Origin of the sequence: Priestia megaterium NBRC 15308 = ATCC 14581 (assembly GCF_000832985.1) — a bacterium.
Classification (GTDB): domain Bacteria; phylum Bacillota; class Bacilli; order Bacillales; family Bacillaceae_H; genus Priestia; species Priestia megaterium.
Genome location: NZ_CP009920.1, coordinates 815,633 through 836,862 on the forward strand (window position 1 = coordinate 815,633; position 21,230 = coordinate 836,862).

Annotated in this window: 23 protein-coding genes; 5 read left to right on the forward strand and 18 right to left on the reverse strand. The window is 38.2% G+C overall.

Annotated features, from left to right (window positions below; genetic code table 11):
* Positions 1-111 precede the first annotated feature (111 nt).
* Positions 112-714 (forward strand): DUF3885 domain-containing protein, encoded by a 603-nt coding sequence (locus BG04_RS04815; protein WP_013058688.1) that lies wholly within the window; start codon positions 112-114, stop codon positions 712-714.
* Positions 715-754: 40 nt separating this feature from the next.
* Here the strand turns inward: BG04_RS04815 and BG04_RS04820 are convergent, their stop codons facing one another.
* The 5 genes from BG04_RS04820 to BG04_RS04840 form a co-directional block, all read right to left on the reverse strand.
* Positions 755-1,450 (reverse strand): hypothetical protein, encoded by a 696-nt coding sequence (locus tag BG04_RS04820; protein ID WP_034649419.1) that lies wholly within the window; start codon positions 1,448-1,450, stop codon positions 755-757.
* Positions 1,450-2,319 carry an ABC transporter ATP-binding protein gene (locus BG04_RS04825; protein WP_034649416.1) on the reverse strand — a complete coding sequence of 290 codons (870 nt, stop codon included), beginning with the start codon at positions 2,317-2,319 and terminating at the stop codon, positions 1,450-1,452. Before BG04_RS04825 ends, BG04_RS04820 begins: the two co-directional genes overlap by 1 nt.
* On the reverse strand, positions 2,316-2,684 hold the full coding sequence (locus tag BG04_RS04830; protein WP_034649413.1) for a GntR family transcriptional regulator: 369 nt from the start codon (positions 2,682-2,684) through the stop codon (positions 2,316-2,318). The genes BG04_RS04825 and BG04_RS04830 overlap by 4 nt, the downstream gene beginning before the upstream one ends.
* 105 nt (positions 2,685-2,789) lie before the next feature.
* Positions 2,790-3,545: an alpha/beta family hydrolase gene (locus BG04_RS04835; RefSeq protein ID WP_034649411.1), complete on the reverse strand. Its 756-nt coding sequence runs from the start codon at positions 3,543-3,545 to the stop codon at positions 2,790-2,792.
* A gap of 222 nt (positions 3,546-3,767) precedes the next feature.
* Entirely contained in the window at positions 3,768-4,658 is an 891-nt protein-coding gene (locus BG04_RS04840; RefSeq protein ID WP_013058693.1) for a YitT family protein, read from the reverse strand.
* 258 nt (positions 4,659-4,916) lie between these two features.
* On the opposite strand from BG04_RS04840, the gene BG04_RS04845 reads away from it, so the two are divergent.
* The 3 genes from BG04_RS04845 to BG04_RS04855 all read left to right on the forward strand — a co-directional run bounded on the left by BG04_RS04845 (position 4,917) and on the right by BG04_RS04855 (position 7,293).
* Positions 4,917-5,726, forward strand: a complete 810-nt coding sequence (locus tag BG04_RS04845) for a DUF4397 domain-containing protein (protein WP_034649408.1) — start codon at positions 4,917-4,919, stop codon at positions 5,724-5,726.
* The gene (locus tag BG04_RS04850; protein ID WP_034649405.1) at positions 5,723-6,346 is read left to right on the forward strand and encodes a class F sortase; all 624 of its coding nucleotides are present in this window, start codon (positions 5,723-5,725) and stop codon (positions 6,344-6,346) included. Before BG04_RS04845 ends, BG04_RS04850 begins: the two co-directional genes overlap by 4 nt.
* A 128-nt stretch (positions 6,347-6,474) precedes the next feature.
* Positions 6,475-7,293, forward strand: coding sequence for a glycerophosphodiester phosphodiesterase family protein (locus BG04_RS04855; RefSeq protein WP_034649403.1), 819 nt, complete (start codon positions 6,475-6,477; stop codon positions 7,291-7,293).
* Between the two features lie 27 nt (positions 7,294-7,320).
* Here the strand turns inward: BG04_RS04855 and BG04_RS04860 are convergent, their stop codons facing one another.
* The 12 genes from BG04_RS04860 to BG04_RS04915 all read right to left on the reverse strand — a co-directional run bounded on the left by BG04_RS04860 (position 7,321) and on the right by BG04_RS04915 (position 17,545).
* Entirely contained in the window at positions 7,321-8,007 is a 687-nt protein-coding gene (locus tag BG04_RS04860) for a hypothetical protein (RefSeq protein ID WP_034649400.1), read from the reverse strand.
* A 1-nt stretch (position 8,008) separates the two neighbouring features.
* A complete protein-coding gene (locus BG04_RS04865; RefSeq protein WP_016765297.1) occupies positions 8,009-8,851 on the reverse strand; it encodes an ATP-binding cassette domain-containing protein in 843 nt (280 codons plus the stop codon).
* Positions 8,852-8,971: 120 nt separating this feature from the next.
* Positions 8,972-9,481 (reverse strand): GNAT family N-acetyltransferase, encoded by a 510-nt coding sequence (locus BG04_RS04870; protein ID WP_034649397.1) that lies wholly within the window; start codon positions 9,479-9,481, stop codon positions 8,972-8,974.
* A gap of 35 nt (positions 9,482-9,516) precedes the next feature.
* Complete coding sequence (locus tag BG04_RS04875) at positions 9,517-10,722, reverse strand: TolB family protein (RefSeq protein ID WP_034649394.1); 1,206 nt, start codon at positions 10,720-10,722, stop codon at positions 9,517-9,519.
* A gap of 101 nt (positions 10,723-10,823) precedes the next feature.
* Positions 10,824-11,642: a membrane protein insertase YidC gene (yidC, locus tag BG04_RS04880; RefSeq protein WP_013058701.1), complete on the reverse strand. Its 819-nt coding sequence runs from the start codon at positions 11,640-11,642 to the stop codon at positions 10,824-10,826.
* Between the two features lie 21 nt (positions 11,643-11,663).
* Positions 11,664-11,936, reverse strand: a complete 273-nt coding sequence (locus BG04_RS04885; protein ID WP_013058702.1) for a hypothetical protein — start codon at positions 11,934-11,936, stop codon at positions 11,664-11,666.
* Positions 11,937-12,147: 211 nt separating this feature from the next.
* Complete coding sequence (locus BG04_RS04890) at positions 12,148-13,527, reverse strand: sucrose-specific PTS transporter subunit IIBC (protein WP_034649390.1); 1,380 nt, start codon at positions 13,525-13,527, stop codon at positions 12,148-12,150.
* A gap of 179 nt (positions 13,528-13,706) precedes the next feature.
* Positions 13,707-14,534 (reverse strand): PRD domain-containing protein, encoded by an 828-nt coding sequence (locus tag BG04_RS04895; RefSeq protein ID WP_034649389.1) that lies wholly within the window; start codon positions 14,532-14,534, stop codon positions 13,707-13,709.
* 37 nt (positions 14,535-14,571) lie between these two features.
* On the reverse strand, positions 14,572-15,069 hold the full coding sequence (locus BG04_RS04900; RefSeq protein WP_013084668.1) for a PTS sugar transporter subunit IIA: 498 nt from the start codon (positions 15,067-15,069) through the stop codon (positions 14,572-14,574).
* A 565-nt stretch (positions 15,070-15,634) separates the two neighbouring features.
* Entirely contained in the window at positions 15,635-16,261 is a 627-nt protein-coding gene (locus BG04_RS04905; protein ID WP_016765302.1) for an FMN-dependent NADH-azoreductase, read from the reverse strand.
* 140 nt (positions 16,262-16,401) lie between these two features.
* On the reverse strand, positions 16,402-16,857 hold the full coding sequence (locus BG04_RS04910) for a hypothetical protein (RefSeq protein ID WP_016765303.1): 456 nt from the start codon (positions 16,855-16,857) through the stop codon (positions 16,402-16,404).
* A gap of 160 nt (positions 16,858-17,017) precedes the next feature.
* The gene (locus tag BG04_RS04915) at positions 17,018-17,545 is read right to left on the reverse strand and encodes a hypothetical protein (RefSeq protein ID WP_228459496.1); all 528 of its coding nucleotides are present in this window, start codon (positions 17,543-17,545) and stop codon (positions 17,018-17,020) included.
* Between the two features lie 706 nt (positions 17,546-18,251).
* Between BG04_RS04915 and BG04_RS04920 the strand changes: the two genes are divergently transcribed.
* The gene (locus tag BG04_RS04920; protein WP_013084672.1) at positions 18,252-19,418 is read left to right on the forward strand and encodes an FtsW/RodA/SpoVE family cell cycle protein; all 1,167 of its coding nucleotides are present in this window, start codon (positions 18,252-18,254) and stop codon (positions 19,416-19,418) included.
* Between the two features lie 243 nt (positions 19,419-19,661).
* Here the strand turns inward: BG04_RS04920 and BG04_RS04925 are convergent, their stop codons facing one another.
* Positions 19,662-21,110 carry a SulP family inorganic anion transporter gene (locus BG04_RS04925; RefSeq protein ID WP_034649384.1) on the reverse strand — a complete coding sequence of 483 codons (1,449 nt, stop codon included), beginning with the start codon at positions 21,108-21,110 and terminating at the stop codon, positions 19,662-19,664.
* Positions 21,111-21,230 lie beyond the last annotated feature (120 nt).

Consider the following 21,230-nt stretch of genomic DNA (forward strand, 5'->3'; position numbering starts at 1 on the left):
GTTTGGTTACCTTTTGATTAAATAACATTACTTCTTTACAAATTTAGCTAATCACGTGATAGACTAAACTCAACATATTAAGTCAGGACTAAACTAAATGAGGTGTTGCGTATGACTACAATGCGGCTTCAATCATACTTAACAACAATGTTTCCAAATGTTCAAATGAAAAGACCTCTTTTTTATAACGCGCCCGCAGGTATCCGCTTTACGCTTACCAATCAAAAAGGTGTGTGGGAACGAGAATATATGAAAAATGTGTACGCACGCGCTTACGAAATTTTTGAGACACTCCATGAAAAAAACGATGAGCTGTTACTTGTTTTCAAAGCGAATGCTGCACAGGATGATTTACTTTTAAAAAAGAAAAAAGAAACAGCTATTAAAAAATTCATTCGCTCTCGCCTGAAGAAACAAGAAGTTCAATCCGTAGCATTATTAAATAACGCTGAGTATATTATTGCGTGTAAAACCAATGATGTGAAAGAAAAGCTTCTTTTGCAATCAATTGCCAACCGCGATCTTCATATTCATCCGGCTATTGAAGAAGAGTGTTATATTGTGAATTTGAATAAAGAAACCATCTTCCACCTATACGACGAGCGCGGGCTGGACATTGTATCGAACAATCAGTCTTCTCTTCAACTTCTTCAGCAAAAGTTTCACGACTGGATTCTAGATATTGATGCAGCTTGCTCTAAAAAAGTACAATAAAAAAAGCAATCATTCAGTAAAGAAATGATTGCTTTTTTTATTAGGCTTGATGGACAGGAGACGCTTTTTTTAAAAACAGCCAGTTGATAAGAAAGAATAGGAAGCTTGCGATAACCATTGTTCCGAATGTAAGTAATAACGACCCATTCGAAAAGCTTTTTATAAAATGAATAACTGGTTCTTTTGTCACTGGAATCGTAAACAATAAAATTAAAACAGCACCTGTGATCATCCCTCCTGTTTGCCCGAATTTGTAAACGATGCTGCCGAGCAAACACGATGCTGCTGTAATAAAAAAGATAAATACAGCGTCCGTTAAAAAGTGAACAGTGACAGTGGAGCCATGAAAGATAAAATCGCTCGCATAATAAAGTTGAATATTCATTAAATTCAAACTATTAATCACCTTTATTGAAATGCTCATGATGACAACATTGATAAGGGACATTACAATTGCAAATAAAGCAAAAACACAGGTCATCGTTAAAAGATATGCTTTACGAGTAGCTCCTAACTTTAAGCAAAAGGAAAAACTTTTTCGAATGATAATAAAACTTACAATACCTGAAAAGATATACTGCGGCATACTTGTTACTAATAGAAGATGCTCATTCACCTGACTGAAAACGAAAATATCTACTACAACAAAGGCTAACAGAATCGTCCAAAAGCGAATCATTAAATACTTTAGTTCAACGTAGAGCGAATAACTAATGGCGGCAAACTGTCCTTTCATTACGCTACACCTCCACGATTTGCTGTAAGATAAATCATAATATCCTGTATATGAACAGCTTCTATATGAAATGAACTGTCGACAAGCTCCTCAGCATAAATATCTTCATTAAAGAGCACTATTTTTTTCTCTCCTCCGAATACTTGTTCATGGATTACTTGCTTTCCTTTTTCATATTCTTCAATTTGACTTTTAGGTCCTTTCACACTTACACAGCGCTGCTGCAAATTTTCTGCCGTATCCTGAAGAATCAGCTTTCCTTTTTGCATAATGAGTACTTCTTCAAATAAATTACTTACCTCATCAATTAGATGCGTTGAAATAATGAACGTGCGTGGATATTCTTCATATTCATCCAATAGAAGCTCATAAAAACGCGCTCGCATCGCAGCATCAAGTCCAATATAAGGTTCATCAAAGATTGTGATGCTCGTTCGGGAAGATAGCCCAACAATAATTCCTAATGCTGATTCCATACCTTTAGATAATGCTTTCACTTTCATATTACAATCTAAATCGAACTCTTCCATAAGCCTCTCAGCAGCTTCTTCGCTCCAGTAAGGATAAAAAAGTGACGCAATTTTTAACACGTCTTTGACTTTTAATGTTTTTTTGAAATTTCCGCTTTCGTTAATTAAGCAGATGTTTTGCAAAACAGAGCGGTTTTCAAATGGAGATTGATTGCCCACTTTTACCTCTCCTGTCGTAACTGGAATATGCCCGGCTACAATTTGCATCAAAGTCGTTTTGCCCGCTCCGTTTCTACCTAGCAACCCGTATATCTTATTTTTTGCTAGTGTAAGTGAAATGTCTTTTAATACGTGTTTAGATCCATAGCATTTATTTAACAGCTGCGCTTCTATATTCATTTTATTTCCCCCTTGTCTAACAGCTCTTTTAACTCTTTTACCGTAATCCCCAAATGCTGTGCTTCTTTTTTCAGGGGAACAATAAAACGGTTATAAAATTCTTCTTTTCTTTGTGTAAGCAATACTTCTTTGGCGCCCGCACATACAAACATCCCTATCCCTCTCTTTTTATACAATATTCCGTGGTCAACTAGCTGATTAATTCCTTTAGCTGCTGTTGCAGGGTTAATGCGATACATTTTGGCAAATTCATTCGTAGACGGTACTCTTTCTTCTTCTGGAAAAGCATCATTCAAAATATTCTCTTCGATGGTTTCTTTGATTTGTTGAAAAATTGGTCGCTGATGATCTAATGATTGTTTCATTTTGACTACCTCACTTAAGTGGTTCATTACTCATGTAACTAACTATATAACTAACTGGTTATTTTTTCAAGTGTTATTTCCAAAAAAAGAAAAAAAGTCCGTCAGTTAGTTACTGACGGACTTTTTCATTTGACTGTTTAACCACTTGACCGTTCTTTTTACTAGCTCATCCTGCTGCTCTTTAGGGGAAATACTGGCTTTGTTGTCGCCTTTTTGTTTCCCGTACATTCCAAACTGTGCGTGATTAGCTCCTTTTACTTGGACCAGCTCCGTATTTTTTGAAAGTAAATGCTTGGTTTCTTTAATTTTTTCAGGCGTCGACAAACCATCTTTCTCACCGGTTAAAGACAAAATAGGATAAGTGGAAATTGAAAAATTATTTTTATTCATCGGATACGATGCTAAAAGAACTAAGCCTTTTATTGAGTTTTGATGATCATACGCATAAGAGGCTGCACTCACTCCGCCAAGGGAATGCCCTCCGATAAACCATGCGGAAATCTTCGGATAGCTCTTCACAATATCCGTCGCTTTGTTTTGACTAAAAAAACTCATATTAAACGGAGAATCTACAACAGCAACAAGATATCCTTCATTTGCAATTTGCTGAGCATAATAGCCATATGCTAACGGCTCTACTTTAGCACCTTGATAAATAATATAGCCGGCTTTTATCTCTTTGTTCGTTTGAGGCTTGAATACGTAATAATCGTCTTTCTTCACTACTTTTTTCTCATCTACTAGCGAGTGAAGCTGCTTTGAAGGTTCATAATCAAAACCTGACCATATGACAAAAAAAACCACGGTTACTGCAACAAGAACAGCAAGACTGACTCCTACTATTTTTAACGTTTTTTTCATGTCACTCCCTCTTTCTGTTTTTTACTATGTACTCTTTTTATATCTTTTAGACATTTTACATGTTTGTTTTAAAGATATACAAGAAAAAAGAGAGGTTCGATATGCCCAAAGCAGGACGCAGCAGAAGCGACATAAACCATTCCATATACTCGAAACAAAGAGAGAAAATAAAAAGGCTGCTGCATGTAATAACGGGACAGCCTCATTAGCAGACAACCTTCACTAATGAATATCTCGTTTCTTAAACCTTCCTCCCCTGACTTCAGCAATAGCGGCTACAGCAAAAAAAGCAGATGGATCTATCTCATCGATAATCGCTTTTAGCTTTGCTTCTTCAAGCCTGGTAATCACACAAAAAATGACTTTTTTATCATCTCCCGTATACGCCCCTTCCCCATTTAAATACGTGACGCCTCTCCCTAAACGAGCAAGAATTGCTTCGCCAATTTGTTCATATTGTTCGCTGATAATCCAAGCTGACTTAGACTCATCTAAACCTTGAATCACAATATCAATCGTTTTAAAAGCAATGAAGTAAGCCATTAAAGAATACATAGCGCGATCCCAGCCAAATACAAAACCGGCACTTCCCAAAATAAATAAATTAAAAAACATAATCGTCTCACCTACGGAGAAAGGCGTACGCTTATTAAATAAAATAGCTAATATCTCGGTGCCGTCTAGCGAACCTCCGTACCGAATAACAATTCCTACTCCCACACCAAGAACAATTCCGCCAAACACAGTGGCTAAAAGAGGGTCACCTGTTAAGACCGGTAAGTCGTGAAAAATAGAGGTAGCAATGGATAGAATGATAACACCTAAAAGCGTAGATAGCGCAAATGTTTTTCCAATTTGCTTGTAGCCAATAAAAAAGAATGGAAGATTTAATACGAAGATATAAAAGCCGATTTGAACATCCGTTAAGTGGGATAAAATAATAGATATACCTACAATTCCACCGTCAATAACCTCATTAGGGACAAGAAAAAATTCTAGCCCGACGGCCATTAAAAGGGCTCCCACTAAAATAAACAGCATGCGCTTTACAATCATTTTAGCTGATAGCGAACGATGAACAACCTTTTTTATTTCATGATTCGTTTGCAGCACATATCTTCCCCTCCTTTTGCGATAGAGACATCAACTACTAACCAAACCCTTATTTTAATATTATCACAAAATTCAAACTATTTATCTGCTCTTTTACAAAAATTCCATCTAATGAAATAAATTATGCATATATTGGATAAAATTGTAGATGATAACAAGTGAATAAATGCCCGAGTACGTTCAAAAGTGAATGCATGCCCACCACTTTTCATACGGGACTAACAGGACAAACTTAGATTAAAAGGAGAGTAAAACGTTATGAACCGTGTAAAGATTATTGCTGCTTCTTTACTCGCAGTTTTATTGCTAGCTTTTTCAGATAATTTCACTTCTGCAGCTGTGCAGGAGGCGATGATACGAGTTGTGCATGCGTCACCTGATGCACCTGAAGTAGATATATATGTGGACAATCAAAGCATCGTAGTCGGCGCATCGTTTAAAGATGTGACGGATTACCTTAAAGTACCTGCGGGGTCTCATAAAATAGAGGTATATGCCATAGGTACAAAAGGAAAAGAAAAACCTGTCATTTCCACTAATGTAACCGTCGAAGCAAACAAAGCCTATACCCTTGCTGCTATTAACCAAGTTGCACACTTGGAATTAAAAGTAGCTCAAGATGATATGAACGTAGCTAAAGGAAAGAGTAAAATCCGAATTGCTCACTTTTCTCCAGATGCTCCCGCTGTTGATGTAGGTATTAATCACGGCCCTACTTTGTTTAAAGACACTGCTTTTAAACAAATGACAAATTATTCTGAAGTAGATGCCGGAACCTATGATTTGACCATTACAACTAGTCAAGACAAGAAAAAAGTAGTGGACATTCCAAACCTTAATTTAGAAGCTAACACGGTCTACACAGTGCTTGCTATTAACAAAGCTGACAGTCTTGAAACGCTTTTATTAAAAGATAATACGGCTATGCCTTCTGAAATGCCCAAAACAGGTATGGGCGGTGCTTCACAGGATAATTATAATTCAATTGTGCCGGTTCTTACTTTATTAGGAATTGGAGCGGTCGCTATATTTGTTGTTCGTCGTCACAGAGGATACGAAAGCGAATGAAATGGATAGGAGGGGTTTTCACCTTTTCTTTTATACTATTCATGAGCAGCTGGTTTGCCCAATCAGCAATCGCAAACAGCTCGACGGATTTTGTTGGGAAGATGGCTGAAACAAAATCGGCTCAATCCTTGAAATCTTCAGGAACTGCTTCTACGCCTCTTCCATCTCAGCTTATTATTCCGAAGCTTCATATCAAGGCTTTTATAAAAGGAATGGGCCTTACTAACCAAGGTGAAATGAGCGTTCCTGATAATGGTCATGATGTAGCTTGGTTTAAGCTTGGAGCAAGACCCGGAGAGGAAGGAAATGCGGTCATTGCAGGACATGTTGATGATCAAAAAGGACCCGCTATCTTCTATCATCTCGACAAGCTTACAAAAGGAGACGAAATTCTGGTAACCGATCAGCAAGGGGATCAGCTGACTTTTGTTGTTACCAATAAAGCTTCTTACCCCCGAGATTCTGCTCCTATCAGAGAGATTTTCGGCCCAACTTTTCAACACCAGCTTAATTTAATCACCTGTACGGGAACATTTGATCATAAACAGAAAACTCATGAGCGCAGGCTCGTTATTTATACAAGCCTCCGCCCGGAAAAAACAGCCGATGTTTCTCACTAAACATCGGCGTTTATTACTTTTAATTACATACTCGTTCGTTTTATTTAAATATTTACACAGCCTTAATATGAACACAACATCTCGCTAGTAAACTAATGCACGACCCCTCAATAAAAAGGAGTTTTGATATGAGACGAAAATGGTGGTTTGTAAGCTCACTCACTCTTTGTTTATGCGGTATTTTTATGTTTATACATACGCAGGCAGCTTCTACTCAAGCAGAAAAAGTAGCCATTATTGCTCATCGAGGCGCATCAGGTTATGAGCCAGAGCATACGATGCAATCTTATCTAGCAGCCGTTCAGCAAAAAGCGGATTACATTGAACTTGATCTTCATATGTCTAAAGATCAGCAGCTTGTAGCAATTCATGACTACAAAGTTGACCGAACGACAAATGGAACAGGATATGTAAAACAGTATACAGTGAAACAGCTTCAGCGTTTGAACGCAGGAAAAGGTAATAAAAAAGCCGTCATTCCAACTTTAGAAGAAATATTCCGTACGTTTGGCAATCGAACAAACTATTATATTGAAACAAAATCTCCTCATGAATATCCAGGTATGGAAAAGGAATTGTTGACGCTGATGGCTAAGTACAACATTCATACCAATCACGTCATTGTACAATCATTTAGTCCTGAAAGCTTAAAAACCGTCCATCGATACCGACCTACTATGAAACTAATTCAACTGATTCGTTCTAAGCAAACCAATATGTTAACAGATCAGCAGTTCAGACAAATCAAAACGTACGCGAACGGCATCGGTCCGAACGCAAACACGCTGACAAAACCATATGTACAAAAAGCTCGCTCTTACGATTTAGACGTTCATCCTTATACAGTAAATGACGAAAAACAAATGAGAATGCTTATCGAGTGGGGCGTAACCGGTATGTTTACTAATTACCCCGATCGTCTTTATAACGTGCTTCATAATAAATAAACACTTGCCGCGGCAAGTGTTTATTCTTTATACATCTCTTCTATTCGCTCTCCACAAGTACAGGCTAATTAATGCTATGGCATAAAGCAAAGCCCAGCCAAACACCAAAAATTTATTTAATCCTTCGTTAATAAATTGAATGATTGCAGATACGGGTGGCAATACATACAGCAGCAGTCCGCCTCCTTGATATGGAAATGAAACGCCTGCTGCTGCAAGCGTAACGATTAAAATAAATAGAGGTCCAAACCACGATAAGCTGCCTTCTCTTACAACATCTCTTGTGAAAACAAGGCCTATGCTCATACCAAGCAAACTAAACGTCCAGTGAATAATAAACCCAAACACCATTTGCCTAGTGGATATGTCCACTTCAAACATATCAAGGAGCACAGGATAAGCAATGGAAACCGCTGATAAAAATGTAAACAGCAGCGTACAGCTAATAAGCTTGCTCATAAAGTACTTGTTCTTTTTCCCTACATGAAGTTTTGTAATAACTTCTTGACCGGAATCTTCCGCATGAAACAGCGACATCGTAAACCAAGTGGTTAGAAAAAAGAGGAAAAGTGCCGTATTAAAAAAGCTATCAAGCACCGGGTTCGGTCTATATGTATAGTTCATACACAGCGAAATAATATAAAGTGCAAGCGGCGGAATATATCGATACGATTTAATGTATGTAATAAAATGATAGCGGATCAATGCACCCATCTTAAATTTCTTCCCTTTCCATATGATATAGCTTTACAACTTCAGCTTGAACAGCAAGCAATTCTGCAAGAAACTCGTTTACATATTTTTTATCTATATAAAAAATCCAGTAGTTTCCATGCTGTTCAATTTTCGTGCACTTTTCTTTTAATAAGCGAAGCGGCTTATTGAGAATGACATTTGCCTCAATAACCGTTAAATGCTCAATGAGTTGAACGCGCTCATTTTTTAAAATGCGCTGTGAGCCAATGGTGATAACACGATCGGCTACAGCATGAATGAGCCTTTCTTCATGACACGTAAATACAATGGTCATCCCTCGTTCTTTGAGCTTTGTAAAAATTCGTTCTACTTCTAGCTGAGCACGAGCATCTAATCCTGATAGAGGTTCATCAAGCAATAGCAGCTTAGAAGAACTCAGCAGTGCTTGCATCATGTTGACTTTTTGCTTCATTCCTTTTGAAAAAGAAATGATTTCTTCATGTCTAAACTCTACCATTTCGAAAGTTTCGAGCAACTCTTCAATTCTAGAGCTGCGCTTTTTCTTAGACAATCCTTGAATTCGTCCCATGTGCTGCAAATAACCTGCTAGCGTAAAACGCAGCTCCTGAGGAAATTGTTCCACCACAAATCCAGGCGTACCGGTTTCTTTATGAAGGTGAACTGTCCCTTTAGTCGGTTTAGATAATCCGCCAATCAGCTTTAAAAACGTACTTTTTCCCGCACCGTTTTTTCCAACAATCGCCACAGTCTCTCCTTTATAAAGGGTCGTATGAACGTTTTCTAATACGGTATGTTTTTTGTATACTTTTGCAACATTTTTTAATTCAATCAGTTTTTCCATCTGCTGCCTCGCCTCTCCATAATCCTATATGTTAAATCATAGCATATTTATGGGGAATGTGCTTCCATCTCTATACGTTTCAGCTAAATTTTTCCCTCACAAAAAAAGCCTTTGATATGATCAAAGGCTTTTTATAGACAATACCATATGCTCTTCATCGATAAATTCACCATCTACTTGAAGAGCTCTTTTTTCATACGCATAAGAAGTAAAACCGAGGCTTTTGTATAGGGCTTTTACTCCTTCATTTTTAGCAGCGACGGCCAGGTAGATTTGCAAAACATTTGTTTTTGAAAAAGCTTGTTCAACAGCGGTTTTTAACAACTTCTTTCCAAGACCCTTCCCCCTTGCTTCAGGGGCTACGTACATCCCCCAAATATCTCCCTTATGCTGAACTTTTAAAGGCTTTTGCTGCTGAAACCCTACGATCCCCACAAGCTGTTTTTCCATAAAAGCTCCTACTACAAATTCTGATTGGCTGCTTGGAAAATAATTTCGGATGTCAGCAATTTCTTTTTCATATTCTTCTTCATAACTTAAAATAAAACTTTCGGGATGATCTTTTAAAGCACGAAGACGGAGTTCAAAGTACATGTCAGCGTCTTCTTTTACCAACAATCGTATATTCATGTTTTCACCTTAGTTTCTTATGTTTTAATTAGCTATTAAGGGTTGTACACGCTAAATACTTCATTCCACCGATACAGCTCATAATAATTTCCCGGCAGGTCTAAGCCTGAAATAAGTACCTTATCATTTTTCGTATCTTTTACGCGTGTTAAAAGATTTGCTTGTTTTCGATTTGTACGAATCCACATCGTTTGATTCGTTGCTTTATGATAAACAGGCGCATAATCTCCTAAGCCTTTTTGTGGAAATGTGAACTGACTTTGCTTATTGGTCTTTACGTCCATGCTATACAAAAAAGGCAGCGGCCTCTTTTTTTCATCATTCGACCACCCTGCTTCGGGCACACGTGAAATGATGATGTTATCTTTTTCTGTCCAAGTAAAATCCCAATCTGCGAAGCCTTTTGGAGTAAACACATGTTCTTTAAAAACCGGCATCTCTTTTAAAGTGAACTTTTTATTTTCAGTGGCAAACCTTCCTTCCCCATCAATAAATGCCAGTACTTGCTCTTCATTACTCCACTTAAACCAATTAGGTACATTAAGCATATCTCCCACTACTTGAAAAGCTTTCCCTTCTTTTGTAATGATGCACAGCTTATTTGCATCTGCAGACATCGAAGCCGTTGGAATAGCGATAAAACTAATCCATTGACCGTTAGGAGACCATTTGAAGCTGCTTGTTGTATACGCAAAAAACGAATCATTTTCTGCCGGGAGCGTCGTAAAAGCCTCCACTTTTTTTACATCTAACCCTGCATATTTGCTCACTGTATATAGCTTTACCGGTCCCCATCCCGTCGGCGCCAGCGCAGCAGCGGACGTAATTAAAAATCGATCTCCTTCTGGAAACCATGAAAACTGATCAACCCCTACGGCTACACGCTTCTTTTCATGCGTTTTAACGTTGTAATATACTAAGATTCCATTCGAAATATACGCAAGTTCCTCAGCAACCGGTGACCATTGATAATGAGTCACATCATGTTCAACAAGTAGCGGTTTTCCTTTTAACGGTGCAATCATTAAAGAATCATTTTCTGCATAAGCAACTATATCTCCATGTGATGACCATTGAGGCATAGAGGCATGACGGGCATAGGATAACTGCCTTTCGGTACCGTTATCATATACCCATAGGTTTCCTTGCCTTATAAAACTGACCTTCACTGTATTGGCAGCATTTATTTGCATAGGGAACAACATAAGAAAAAGCAGACATAACGCTATTTTTTTCACCATGTTCACTCCTGTCTTTTTTTATAGCGTTACACAAATCTCCTCATCTCATCACTTTTTTGAAAAAATAAAAAAGCGCAGCGAATAGCTGCGCTTTTTGTATATTATGATTTTGACTTAGATTTTGGTGATGGTTTTGTTTTAGCTTGTGCTGTATTATTAGCTGCATCTTTTTCTTTTAATAAGCTCATACGTTTTTTCAAGTAGTAACCTTGTCCAATTCCGAATAAGTTACCAATTACCCAATATAATGCAAGAGCAGATGGAAGTGAAATTCCCGCTACTAAGATGAAGATTGGCATAATGTTCATCATCATTTTCATTGGAGGTTGAATTTCATCCGTCATACTTACACGAATTTGTAAGAATGTCGTAATCGCTGCAACTACCGGTAAAATGAAGTAAGGATCTGGCTTTCCTAAACTTACCCATAAGAATGAATGCTGTGCAATTTCATGCGTTCGTGCAATGGCATTATAAAATGCGATAATAATAGGCATTTGAATAAAGATTGGCAAACATCCGCCAACCGGATTAATTTTATGCGTTTGGTAAAGCTGCATCATTTCTTTTTGCTGCTTTTGCTGTGTTTCAGGATCTTTTTTACCAGCATATTTCTTTTGAATCTTTTCCATCTCTGGACGAAGTGCTTGCATAGCCATCGTGCTCTTTTGCTGTTTTAAAATAAGCGGCAATAGAACTAAACGAATGATAACCGTCGCAATAATAATAGACAGACCATAGCTTCCGCCTGCCCACTCAGCAATTTTCGTTAATGCCATTGATAAAGGGTAAACAAAATAATGATCCCAGAACCCGCCGCTTGTTGCGGTTACTGGTGTTTTTGTGCTGCTACAGCCGGCTAGAGCTAAAAGAAGCGCTCCCATTAAACCAAGCAATAATAATTTTTTATTTCTTTTCATATTCTTTCCTCCTAATAATGACTAAATGTATGAAGTGTTTTTCAGAAGGAAAGGATCTTCTTCATCATTATTCTTCTCTTTAACTGGTGTTTTTCTATACACATGTATAAATACATTTCGTCTTTTCCATATTGTTAATACTGAAGGATCAATCCCTGCATTCACATGGTCGGTGACAGGTTCCGCATGAAAAGCCGTAAACCTAGCTTCACGAAGCATATAATAACAAAGGATGTATAAAACGAAAGCAGATAAATACGGCGCATATAGAAAAAGATCGTGATAAAATTCCATGTGCCAGCTCTCTTTCTGACTATAATAGTACAATCCAATATATGTAGTGTAGCATTTACGTTCCTGTTACACAACATCAACTTATCTCTTTGACTGTTCTACGTATTACTTTTTAAAAAGTTTCATATTTACGACACAAAATTTGCTCACCATAAAATATGATGAGCAAATCTAATACCATTCTCTATTCTCGTATACTTACCGATGGTTCTCAGTCTTCTTTTAGTTTCATGAACCACGTAACACCGAATGCAACACCTACAGAAATAATCATACCAATGATATAGTGAATTAAATTACTCATACCAAGCGGCGCAGCAATGGCCATCATTGGAATACCTGTAAGTCCGTAGGCATTGGCTACTACGTGCATAAGTACAACATAGCCTCCTCCGGCTGCTCCGCCTATAGCCGCAGCAATAAATGGCTTGCGAAGTCTTAAATTGACGCCGAAAATAATCGGTTCTGTAATTCCTAAGAAGGAAGAAATAGCCGCTGGAATCGCAATTTTTTTCGTTTTGGCATTTTTCGTCTTAAAGTAAACAGCCAGCCCTGCTCCTCCTTGCGCCACGTTCGCGCAGGCCCAAATAGGAAGTAGGAAGTTAACGCCAATCTTCGGATTAGCAAGCAGTCCTGCTTCAATAGCATGAAAACTATGCTGCAAGCCTGTTAATACAATGGTCGAATATAAGCCGCCAAACAAAATTCCTGCAAACACTCCGGCTACATCGTATAAAGACTGAAGGCTGATCGAAATTAAGTCTCCAATATAGCGACCGAAAGGACCAATAAACACAAGTGATACAAAGCCTGTGATAATAACAGTTAAAAAAGGCGTAACAAGTAAATCAACCGAATTCGGCACAATTTTCCGGAGTCCCTTTTCAATTTTACTCATAACGTAGATAGCCAATAAAATCGGAACGACCGTACCTTGGTAGCCAATCAGCGGAATACTTAAGCCAAACAAATCCATATATTCTGGCTTAGCATCTGCTAATGTCCACGGATTTAATAACATCGGATGCGTTAAGATCCCTCCTATAACCGCTCCTAGATAAGGATTTGAACCAAATTCTTTTGCAGCTGAAAACCCGATTAAAATCGGTAAAATGATAAATGCTGCGCCTGAGAACATATCCAACAACACAAATAACGCGCTATCTTCTGAGACCCAGTGGAACGCTTTCATCATCCCGAGCAGTCCCATTAGTAAACCACTGGCTACAATGGCTGGAATAATCGGAACAAAAATATTGGAAAGCATGCGGGCAAAACGGGCAAATGGGTTCATTTTCTTTTTCATTTCTTCTTGATGATCCGCTGGGGCAGCAGCCTCGTCATCACCTAATTCTTTCACAAAAGCAGCATGGATTTTATTAACGAGACCGGTTCCAAAAATGATTTGAAACTGTCCTGAATTTGAAAAAGCCCCTTTTACATCTTCTATTTCATCTAAACCTTTTTGATCGATTTTGCTTTCATCTCGAATAACGAGGCGCAAACGCGTAGCACAGTGCTGCGCACTAGCAATATTTCCTTTTCCTCCTAAAAGCGGAACAAGTTTTTCAGCAATTTCTTTTACGTCCATCTTACTTCCTCCTTTTTGTATGTCATAAAAAAAAGCAAGACCTAAAACACACTTATAAAAGACACACTTGTCCTTCATGCGCATTCTAGGTCTTGCCTGCTTTACCAGTCACAATCCCGATTATTCAATTAATACGCTTTCATTGTACTCAAAGCAACAATATTCGTCAATGTTTTTTTCTATATTCTTTGCTCTATTCGGCAAATGTGAAGCGTGATATATCCTAACTCCGCTTCTGGAAAATTAATTTCGTACTCATCTTTGACAAATTGCTTGATCGTTTCAGCACACTGATACGATTTTTTATATTTGACTTTTAATACGTTAAGCATCTCTTCATCCATCTCATGAAAGGGTTCATTTTGCGCTAAACGGTTTAACGCAAAGCGCAAGTGAGTCAGCAGCCGCTGATAGGACATGCTGTTTTCATCAATCTCCATATTCAGCTCTTTTTTTATAATCGTAACCATTTCATTAATAATCGTTGTATTCATCATGAGCTGCTGCATTCCCGGTGAATTCAGTTTCGCCGTATGAATATGAAGCGCAATATATCCCGCTTCGTCAATCGGCATCGTGATATCTAGTCTCTTTTTGATATGCTTAAGAGCCCATACTCCTATTGCATACTCAGGCTGATAGAGAGATTTAATTTCATTAAGCAATTTATTTTGTATGGAAATTCCGCGGGCTATCCTTTCGACAGCAAAGGATAAATGATCGCTCAAAGTAATATGCACATGATGACTTAATGTAGCAGAAAGCTGCTGTTCAGCATAAGAAATGATTTCTTCCGCCACTTGAATATGCTCTTCAGGAAGGTTTTTTAATAGTTCTTGAAACTTTTCCTGCTCTTCTTTCATGACAAAGACTTTCTCCACTTTTGCAGCATTAATAAGATCATTTTTACCTTTTTGAAAAGCAATACCGGGACCCATCGCAATTTTTTCAACTCCGCCTTCTTTAAAGACAACGGCGTTGTTATTTAACACTTTTAAAATCTTCAAATGCGCTCTCCTTTCTTAAAGGAAAAGGCCTTGCTAATTACTTCATCGTTACTTTTGCACAAGCCGTTTCGCCTTTTTGAACCGTCCCTTGAGCCAAAATTTCGAAACTTTCACTTGCATCACTGTTTGTAATAACGATTGGTGTGATAATGCTTTTCGCTTTTTCTTGAATAAGCGCTAAATCAAATGTGATAAGAGGTGTTCCTACGCTTACTTTGTCACCTTGTGCCACGTGAGCTTCGAATCCTTCGCCTTCCATTGCCACTGTTTCAAGGCCGATATGTATTAATACTTCCGTACCGGCTTCTGTTTTTAAGCCTACCGCGTGTTTTGTATGGAAAAGCTGAACGACTTCCCCAGCAACAGGTGAAACAACTTGTCCTTCTGAAGGTTCGATTGCAAAACCGTCTCCCATCATCTTCTGTGCGAACACTGGATCTGGCACTTCGCTGATTGGCAGGATATTACCTGAAAGCGGAGCTAGAACGGTTGTTTCTTTTGATTTTGTCTTATTACCAAATAATTTTTTAAACATCTCAATCACCCTTTTTTAGATTGTACTTGTAGCATACCCCAATGATTCTGCAGAAAAACTTCCCCTATCCCGATGTTACGTTAACATGGTCATTATTTAACCATGCTTTTTTGGTCTTGTAAATAAAAATGTATAAGCGCTTTTATAAGAAGCACGTTCTCTATGCTGCATTTTATGTAACCCTTTGCACATTTTCTGAAGGAGGAATATTGAATTTTAAACCTAAAAAAGAGATTGAGACATAAAAAAATGAATCCAATCTAAAGACGAACAACTCGTATACATGAGCCGAACCGCTTTTGACACCGCAGTTGATTTCCGTGCAAGACTTCGCTTTCCGCGGGCGGTCGCTGAGCCTCCTCGTCGCATACACTCCTGTGGGGTCTCACCTATTCCGCTTTTCCCGCAGGAGTCTTCGGCTTGCCCTCCAATCAACTGCTAGAAAGACTTACAAACATGAAACCTACGTTTACCGTAACAAAAAAAACGAACCACTAATCAAACATCTTGATCAGTGGTTCGTTTTTCACTTCGTCTAAAATTCTTTTGTCCCAGCCTCTTGAGATTAGAACGTTGACGCAACTTCTTTTGCTTTTTCAGATGCTTTTGCTAGAATATTGTCTGCTTCTGCTGGTGTGTAAGCCATGCCTTCTGCAACAACCAGGTGGAAATCTTGAACCCCAATGAAGCTCATCACTGTACGTAAATAGCTTTGAGTAAATTCTAGCTCTGCTGCTGGGCCTTCTGAGTACACGCCTCCACGAGCTTCTAGTAATACTACTTTTTTATCTGAAGCTAATCCTACTGGACCGTTTTCAGTATATTTAAACGTTTTTCCTGCAATTAAAATGTTATCAATATACGCTTTCATTAGTGGAGGGAAGCTTAAGTTCCACATTGGAGCTGAGAAAATAACTTTGTCAGCTTGTAAAAACTGCTCTACTAATTCACCCATACGCGTTACTTTTTCTAATTCAACAGCTGATAATTCTTCACCAGCTCCAGCTTTTCCCCATGCCGCTAAAACATCTCCATCAATGAATGGAACTGTTTCTTTATACAAATCAAGCGTTGTCACTGTATCAGTCGGGTTTGCTGTTTTATACTCATCTAAGAAAACCTGTGCTAAACGAGTTGAAAATGATGCTTCATCAACCTGCGGATTTACTTTTACATATAATACATTTGCCATAAATGTCATCTCCTAAAAAGTGTCTATTATCATTAATTCAAGATATTACTAAACAAATTATCTTTAATTCGAGATTTATTATATAACGCCATTTTTTATGCGTCAACCTTTTCGCACAAAAAAACTCCGCAAGCGGAGTTTTATACACATTGAAATTCTCGAATTTGATTTACATCTACCCCAGCATACACCCAGAAAGATCCTGTCCAGCGATATCCTGCAACTGAGCGTCTGCCTACAAAGGTTGGGTAAAACCAGTAAGGTCGACCATTTCTCGGCCATATATAAGTATATCGGTATAAGCACCCTGAAATAGCGCCTGGATCAACAGCATAAAGCGATGGACCTCCTGAACCTAGCTTTGGTGTAGGTGTAAAAGCTGGCGGCGGACTTGAAGGCGGCTGCGCTCCTCCCTGCGGCGGAAACCCTTGGCCCCCTCCTCCAGGTGGTGGTGGTGGAAATCCTTGACCTCCTCCTCCAGGTGGCGGCGGTGGAAATCCTTGGCCTCCTCCTCCAGGTGGAAACGATGGAAACCCTTGGCCTCCTCCAGGTGGAAACAAATTTTGAAAACGTGGATCGTATTGATATGGATACATACGCACTCCCCCTTTATAATGCTTGCTACGTTACAATATGCATCATAATGAAGATAGGTGAATGTCTACTTTTATCTTCTATAGACTAATTGAACGATGTTAAACTTGGTAAACTTAAAGGGGAGTCTTATCAGAGGAAATAATAAATCCAACACGGAAACTACTTGCGTGTTGGATCTGCTTGCGGAAAATATTTTTCAATAAAATTATACAGCCAAAATACGGTAATCAAAATAGGAGCTATCAGAAAAGGATGTTGAATCCACATTTTCACCAGTACCTTTTCAAATGACGGAATCGATTTTAACACTTGAAATAACGAGCTTCCGCTAAAAATAACGCTCGTTCCTATCAATAAAAAAGATAGCCAGTTAAATTGATCCATCCACATGCTCATAGAGATATAAAAACTAACACCGGTTCCTATGCCCCCCATTATTCCACTTAAAATACTTTTTACCGAAAAAGGAATCCCTACAAACCATCCGGCTCCTAGTCCTGCACACCCTGCTAAAATACTAGAAAAAAGCAGCGGCTGCTCAAGCCAGAGACATGCATTCACTCCAACCACTAAGGTGACATGTATTCCTACGTGAAGGGAAATTCTTTTGCCAACAGGCTCTGAAACATAATGATAGTAGCGCCCGCTATAAAAAATTGTCCACCATAATAATAATAATGCTGTCACACTTGCCCCTATAATCATAAACACACCTCTCTACGTTATGATTCTATTAATCTCTATCTATTATTTTCCTAATATCCTATGTCTTTGATTCGGTAATCTATCCATATACCTTCCATACGTTCGTTCATCAGCAAGAAAGTCGAATGTAACTATATTCTTGTCTCAACTGTTTACTTGTGGGACTGCTAAGAAGTTGAATGTCTGCATGTAGAAAAAGATAGTGTAGAACACTTTCTCTTATCTTTACTATTATTCATATGTATAGCTTGCTAGATTTAGTCCTCGCAGTTTAGAATTTTTCAGTCGTTCATATGAAACTATTTGCCCTTTCTTTCGTTATATATATACACGTTTCTTTATCTTTTCACGTGCAAAAAAAGATAAATTCCTATAATATGTTTTCATATTAACCTTTAAGGAGATAAAGAAGATGAATTGAATAAATCCCTACAAATAGAGTTTTTAGAAAAAAGAAATTGTTATCATTTCTCCTATTTATGTTATAGAATAATTCATGTATAATAAAAGGCTGTATGGTAACGCAGCTTGCGACATATCTTTTCTTACTTTTAGCAAGTCTATATTCAAAGCAAAAACTGCAAAGTGGGGTTAGTGCGACTCTTCATTAATCGACTTTGCATTAAAAACCAGCATTTTTCTTTTATCATAAAGAAAGAATGAGATTTAATAGTGACAGGTGAATAATATGGGTGAAAATCAAAGAAATGTTAGTAGATTTGACTGGAACTTGGCTTTCCTAATCTTCCTATTGTTTTGCGTAAGCGTTGTGGCAATCCATAGTGCTGAAAAAATTGGGCAGTATGATAAGAACTTCGTAGCGCAACAAGTTGTTTTTTATATTATTGGAATGGTGATTATAGGATTTGTCATGCGTTTTGACTCCGATCAGCTTCAAAAGCTAACGTGGGTTTTTTATGGATTTGGGAACTTTTTATTGCTTCTTTTACTAGTGGCTCCGTCAAGCATTGCCAGAGAAATTAACGGGGCAAAAAGTTGGTTCACACTTCCCGGCTTCTCGTTGCAGCCATCAGAGTTTATGAAAGTGTTTTTGATTATCACGCTGAGTACGGTCATTGTTAAACACAATGAAAAATATCGTATCCGAACAGTAAGAGAAGACTTTTTACTGCTTGGTAAACTAGGCGCTGTACTTGCTTTACCTTTATTGTTAATCATGCAGCAGCCTGACTTAGGTACCGCTCTTGTGTTCTTAGCAATCACGGTTGGACTTGTATTTGTTTCAGGCGTAAGCTGGAAAATCATCGCGCCTGCATTTTTAGGTATTACAGCGGTTGGTTCTGTCATTTTGGGACTTGTTGTTTATGCACCTAGCCTATTAGAAAAGTATCTAGGGGTTAAGCAATACCAATTTGGACGTATTTATTCTTGGCTTGATCCTGAGTCATATAGTTCGGGAGAGGGCTATCATTTAAAGAAATCGTTAGATGCAATTGGATCAGGAATGGTAAACGGTAAAGGAATCGGAAATGGAGTTGTCTATTTGCCAGAGGGGCAGACCGACTTTATTTTTGCGGTTATTGGAGAAGAGTTTGGCTTTATCGGCGCCAGCATTGTTATTAGTCTTTTCTTCGTACTCGTTTATTACTTGATCAAGCTAGGCCTTGAAACAAAAAATGAATTCAATTCTTACTTATGTGTAGGCGTTATTTCAATGCTTACGTTCCACGTATTTCAAAATATCGGTATGACCATTCAAGTCTTGCCTATTACCGGAATTCCACTTCCTTTTATTTCATATGGAGGTAGTTCACTGATGGGGAACATGTTTGCAATGGGTCTGATGTTTGGAATCTCATGGCATCACAAACGCTATATGTTTGGAAATGATTAAAGAGAGACGATGGTCTCTCTTTTTTCTTTTATCTCCCTATTAAGCATGCTACAATAAAAAAAACGCTTCCAAATCCTGTTTTAAAAGGAGTAGATATGCATGCTTGATTACCAATATCGGCGCAAAGCCTATGCTATTTTGTTAAAACAGACATCCGTACCTTCATCTACAACTTCTTTTTCCACCTGGCTCATACAGCTACTAAAACGAAACAAGTAAAAAAGGTGTGCTACTGCACACCTTTTATTTGTTCGACAGCGACGTTATGCCAATTTGCCTTACGATTTTTTTACTGTCTTCATTTAGTCCTTTTACAATAACCTTTTTATTCAATCGCTCGTACTTATCGATAATTTTTGAGATGCCGATCACGGCCGATTGATCCCATATATGAGAAGAACTAAAATCAATAATGATGGTATCCGGGTCTGTTTCATACTGAAATTCATCCATGAAGAAGCTGATCGTGGCAAAAAATAATTGCCCTGAAACCCTGTATTGCTTCATATTGCCTTCTGTTTGTGAAGTTGTTTTGATTTTAGCCATCTTCCAGCCAAATGCAATGGTGCTTAAAACAATACCTACCATTACTCCTAATGCTAAGTTATGTGTAAACAATACGATAACCACCGTAACAACCATTACAATAGCATCCGATAGCGGATATTTCGTTAAGTCTTTAAGGGACTGCCAATCAAATGTACCAGCAGCTACCATAAACATAACGCCTACAAGAGCAGCCATTGGAATTTGTTTAACAACATCGCCAAGCACCATAATTAAGAACAATAAAAAGACTCCGGCGACTAAGGTAGATAACCTTCCACGTCCCCCTGATTTTACATTAATCATAGATTGTCCAATCATGGCACAGCCAGCCATTCCTCCAAAGAAGCCTGTTACAATATTAGCAATGCCTTGACCGCGTGCTTCTTTATTTTTATTCGAAGGCGTATCTGTAATTTCGTCCAGTACCGTTGCCGTTAGCATAGATTCAAGTAGGCCTACAATCGCGAGAGGAAGCGAATAAGGTAAAATGATAAGCAGCATCTCCACTGATAAATCAACCTTTGGAAAGTGAAGAACCGGCAGCGAACGCGTAATATTCCCCATATCTCCTACCGTTTTTAAATCTAAATGAAAGACAATTGCTACAATCGTCATCAAGACAATGGCAACAAGCGGAGATGGTATTGCTTTGGTCATGAGCGGAAACAAATAGACGATGAGCAGCGTTCCGGCTACCATTGCGTACATCATCCAGTTTGCTCCTTGAAAATGCGGAAGCTGTGCTGTAAAAATTAAAATACCTAGCGCATTTACAAATCCAATCATAACTGTTTGAGGAAGAAATGATAAAAACCTTCCTACTTTCAAAACACCAAGTAAAATTTGAATAATTCCGGTTAAAACAGTAGCTGCAAATAAATACTCAATGCCGTGATCTTTGACTAAGTTAATCATCAATAAAGACATTGCTCCTGTTGCAGCTGAAATCATAGCTGGTCTTCCGCCTGTAAAAGCAATCACAATTGCCATACAAAAAGATGCATACAGGCCAACCATGGGATCGACACCGGCGATAATGGAAAAAGCAAGGGCTTCTGGAATAAGCGCAAGAGCAACTGTCATCCCAGACAAAATATCTGCTCGAACGTTTGAAAACCACTGCTGTTTAATACTTGCCACCATGATGGTTTATCACCTCTTATGAATTTTTTATACGATTTTCGACTTTCACGAAAATCAAAGCCGTTTTTAACGTATCAAATCGTACCATACAATTTCCTGTTTGGAAACAATTAATTTTCA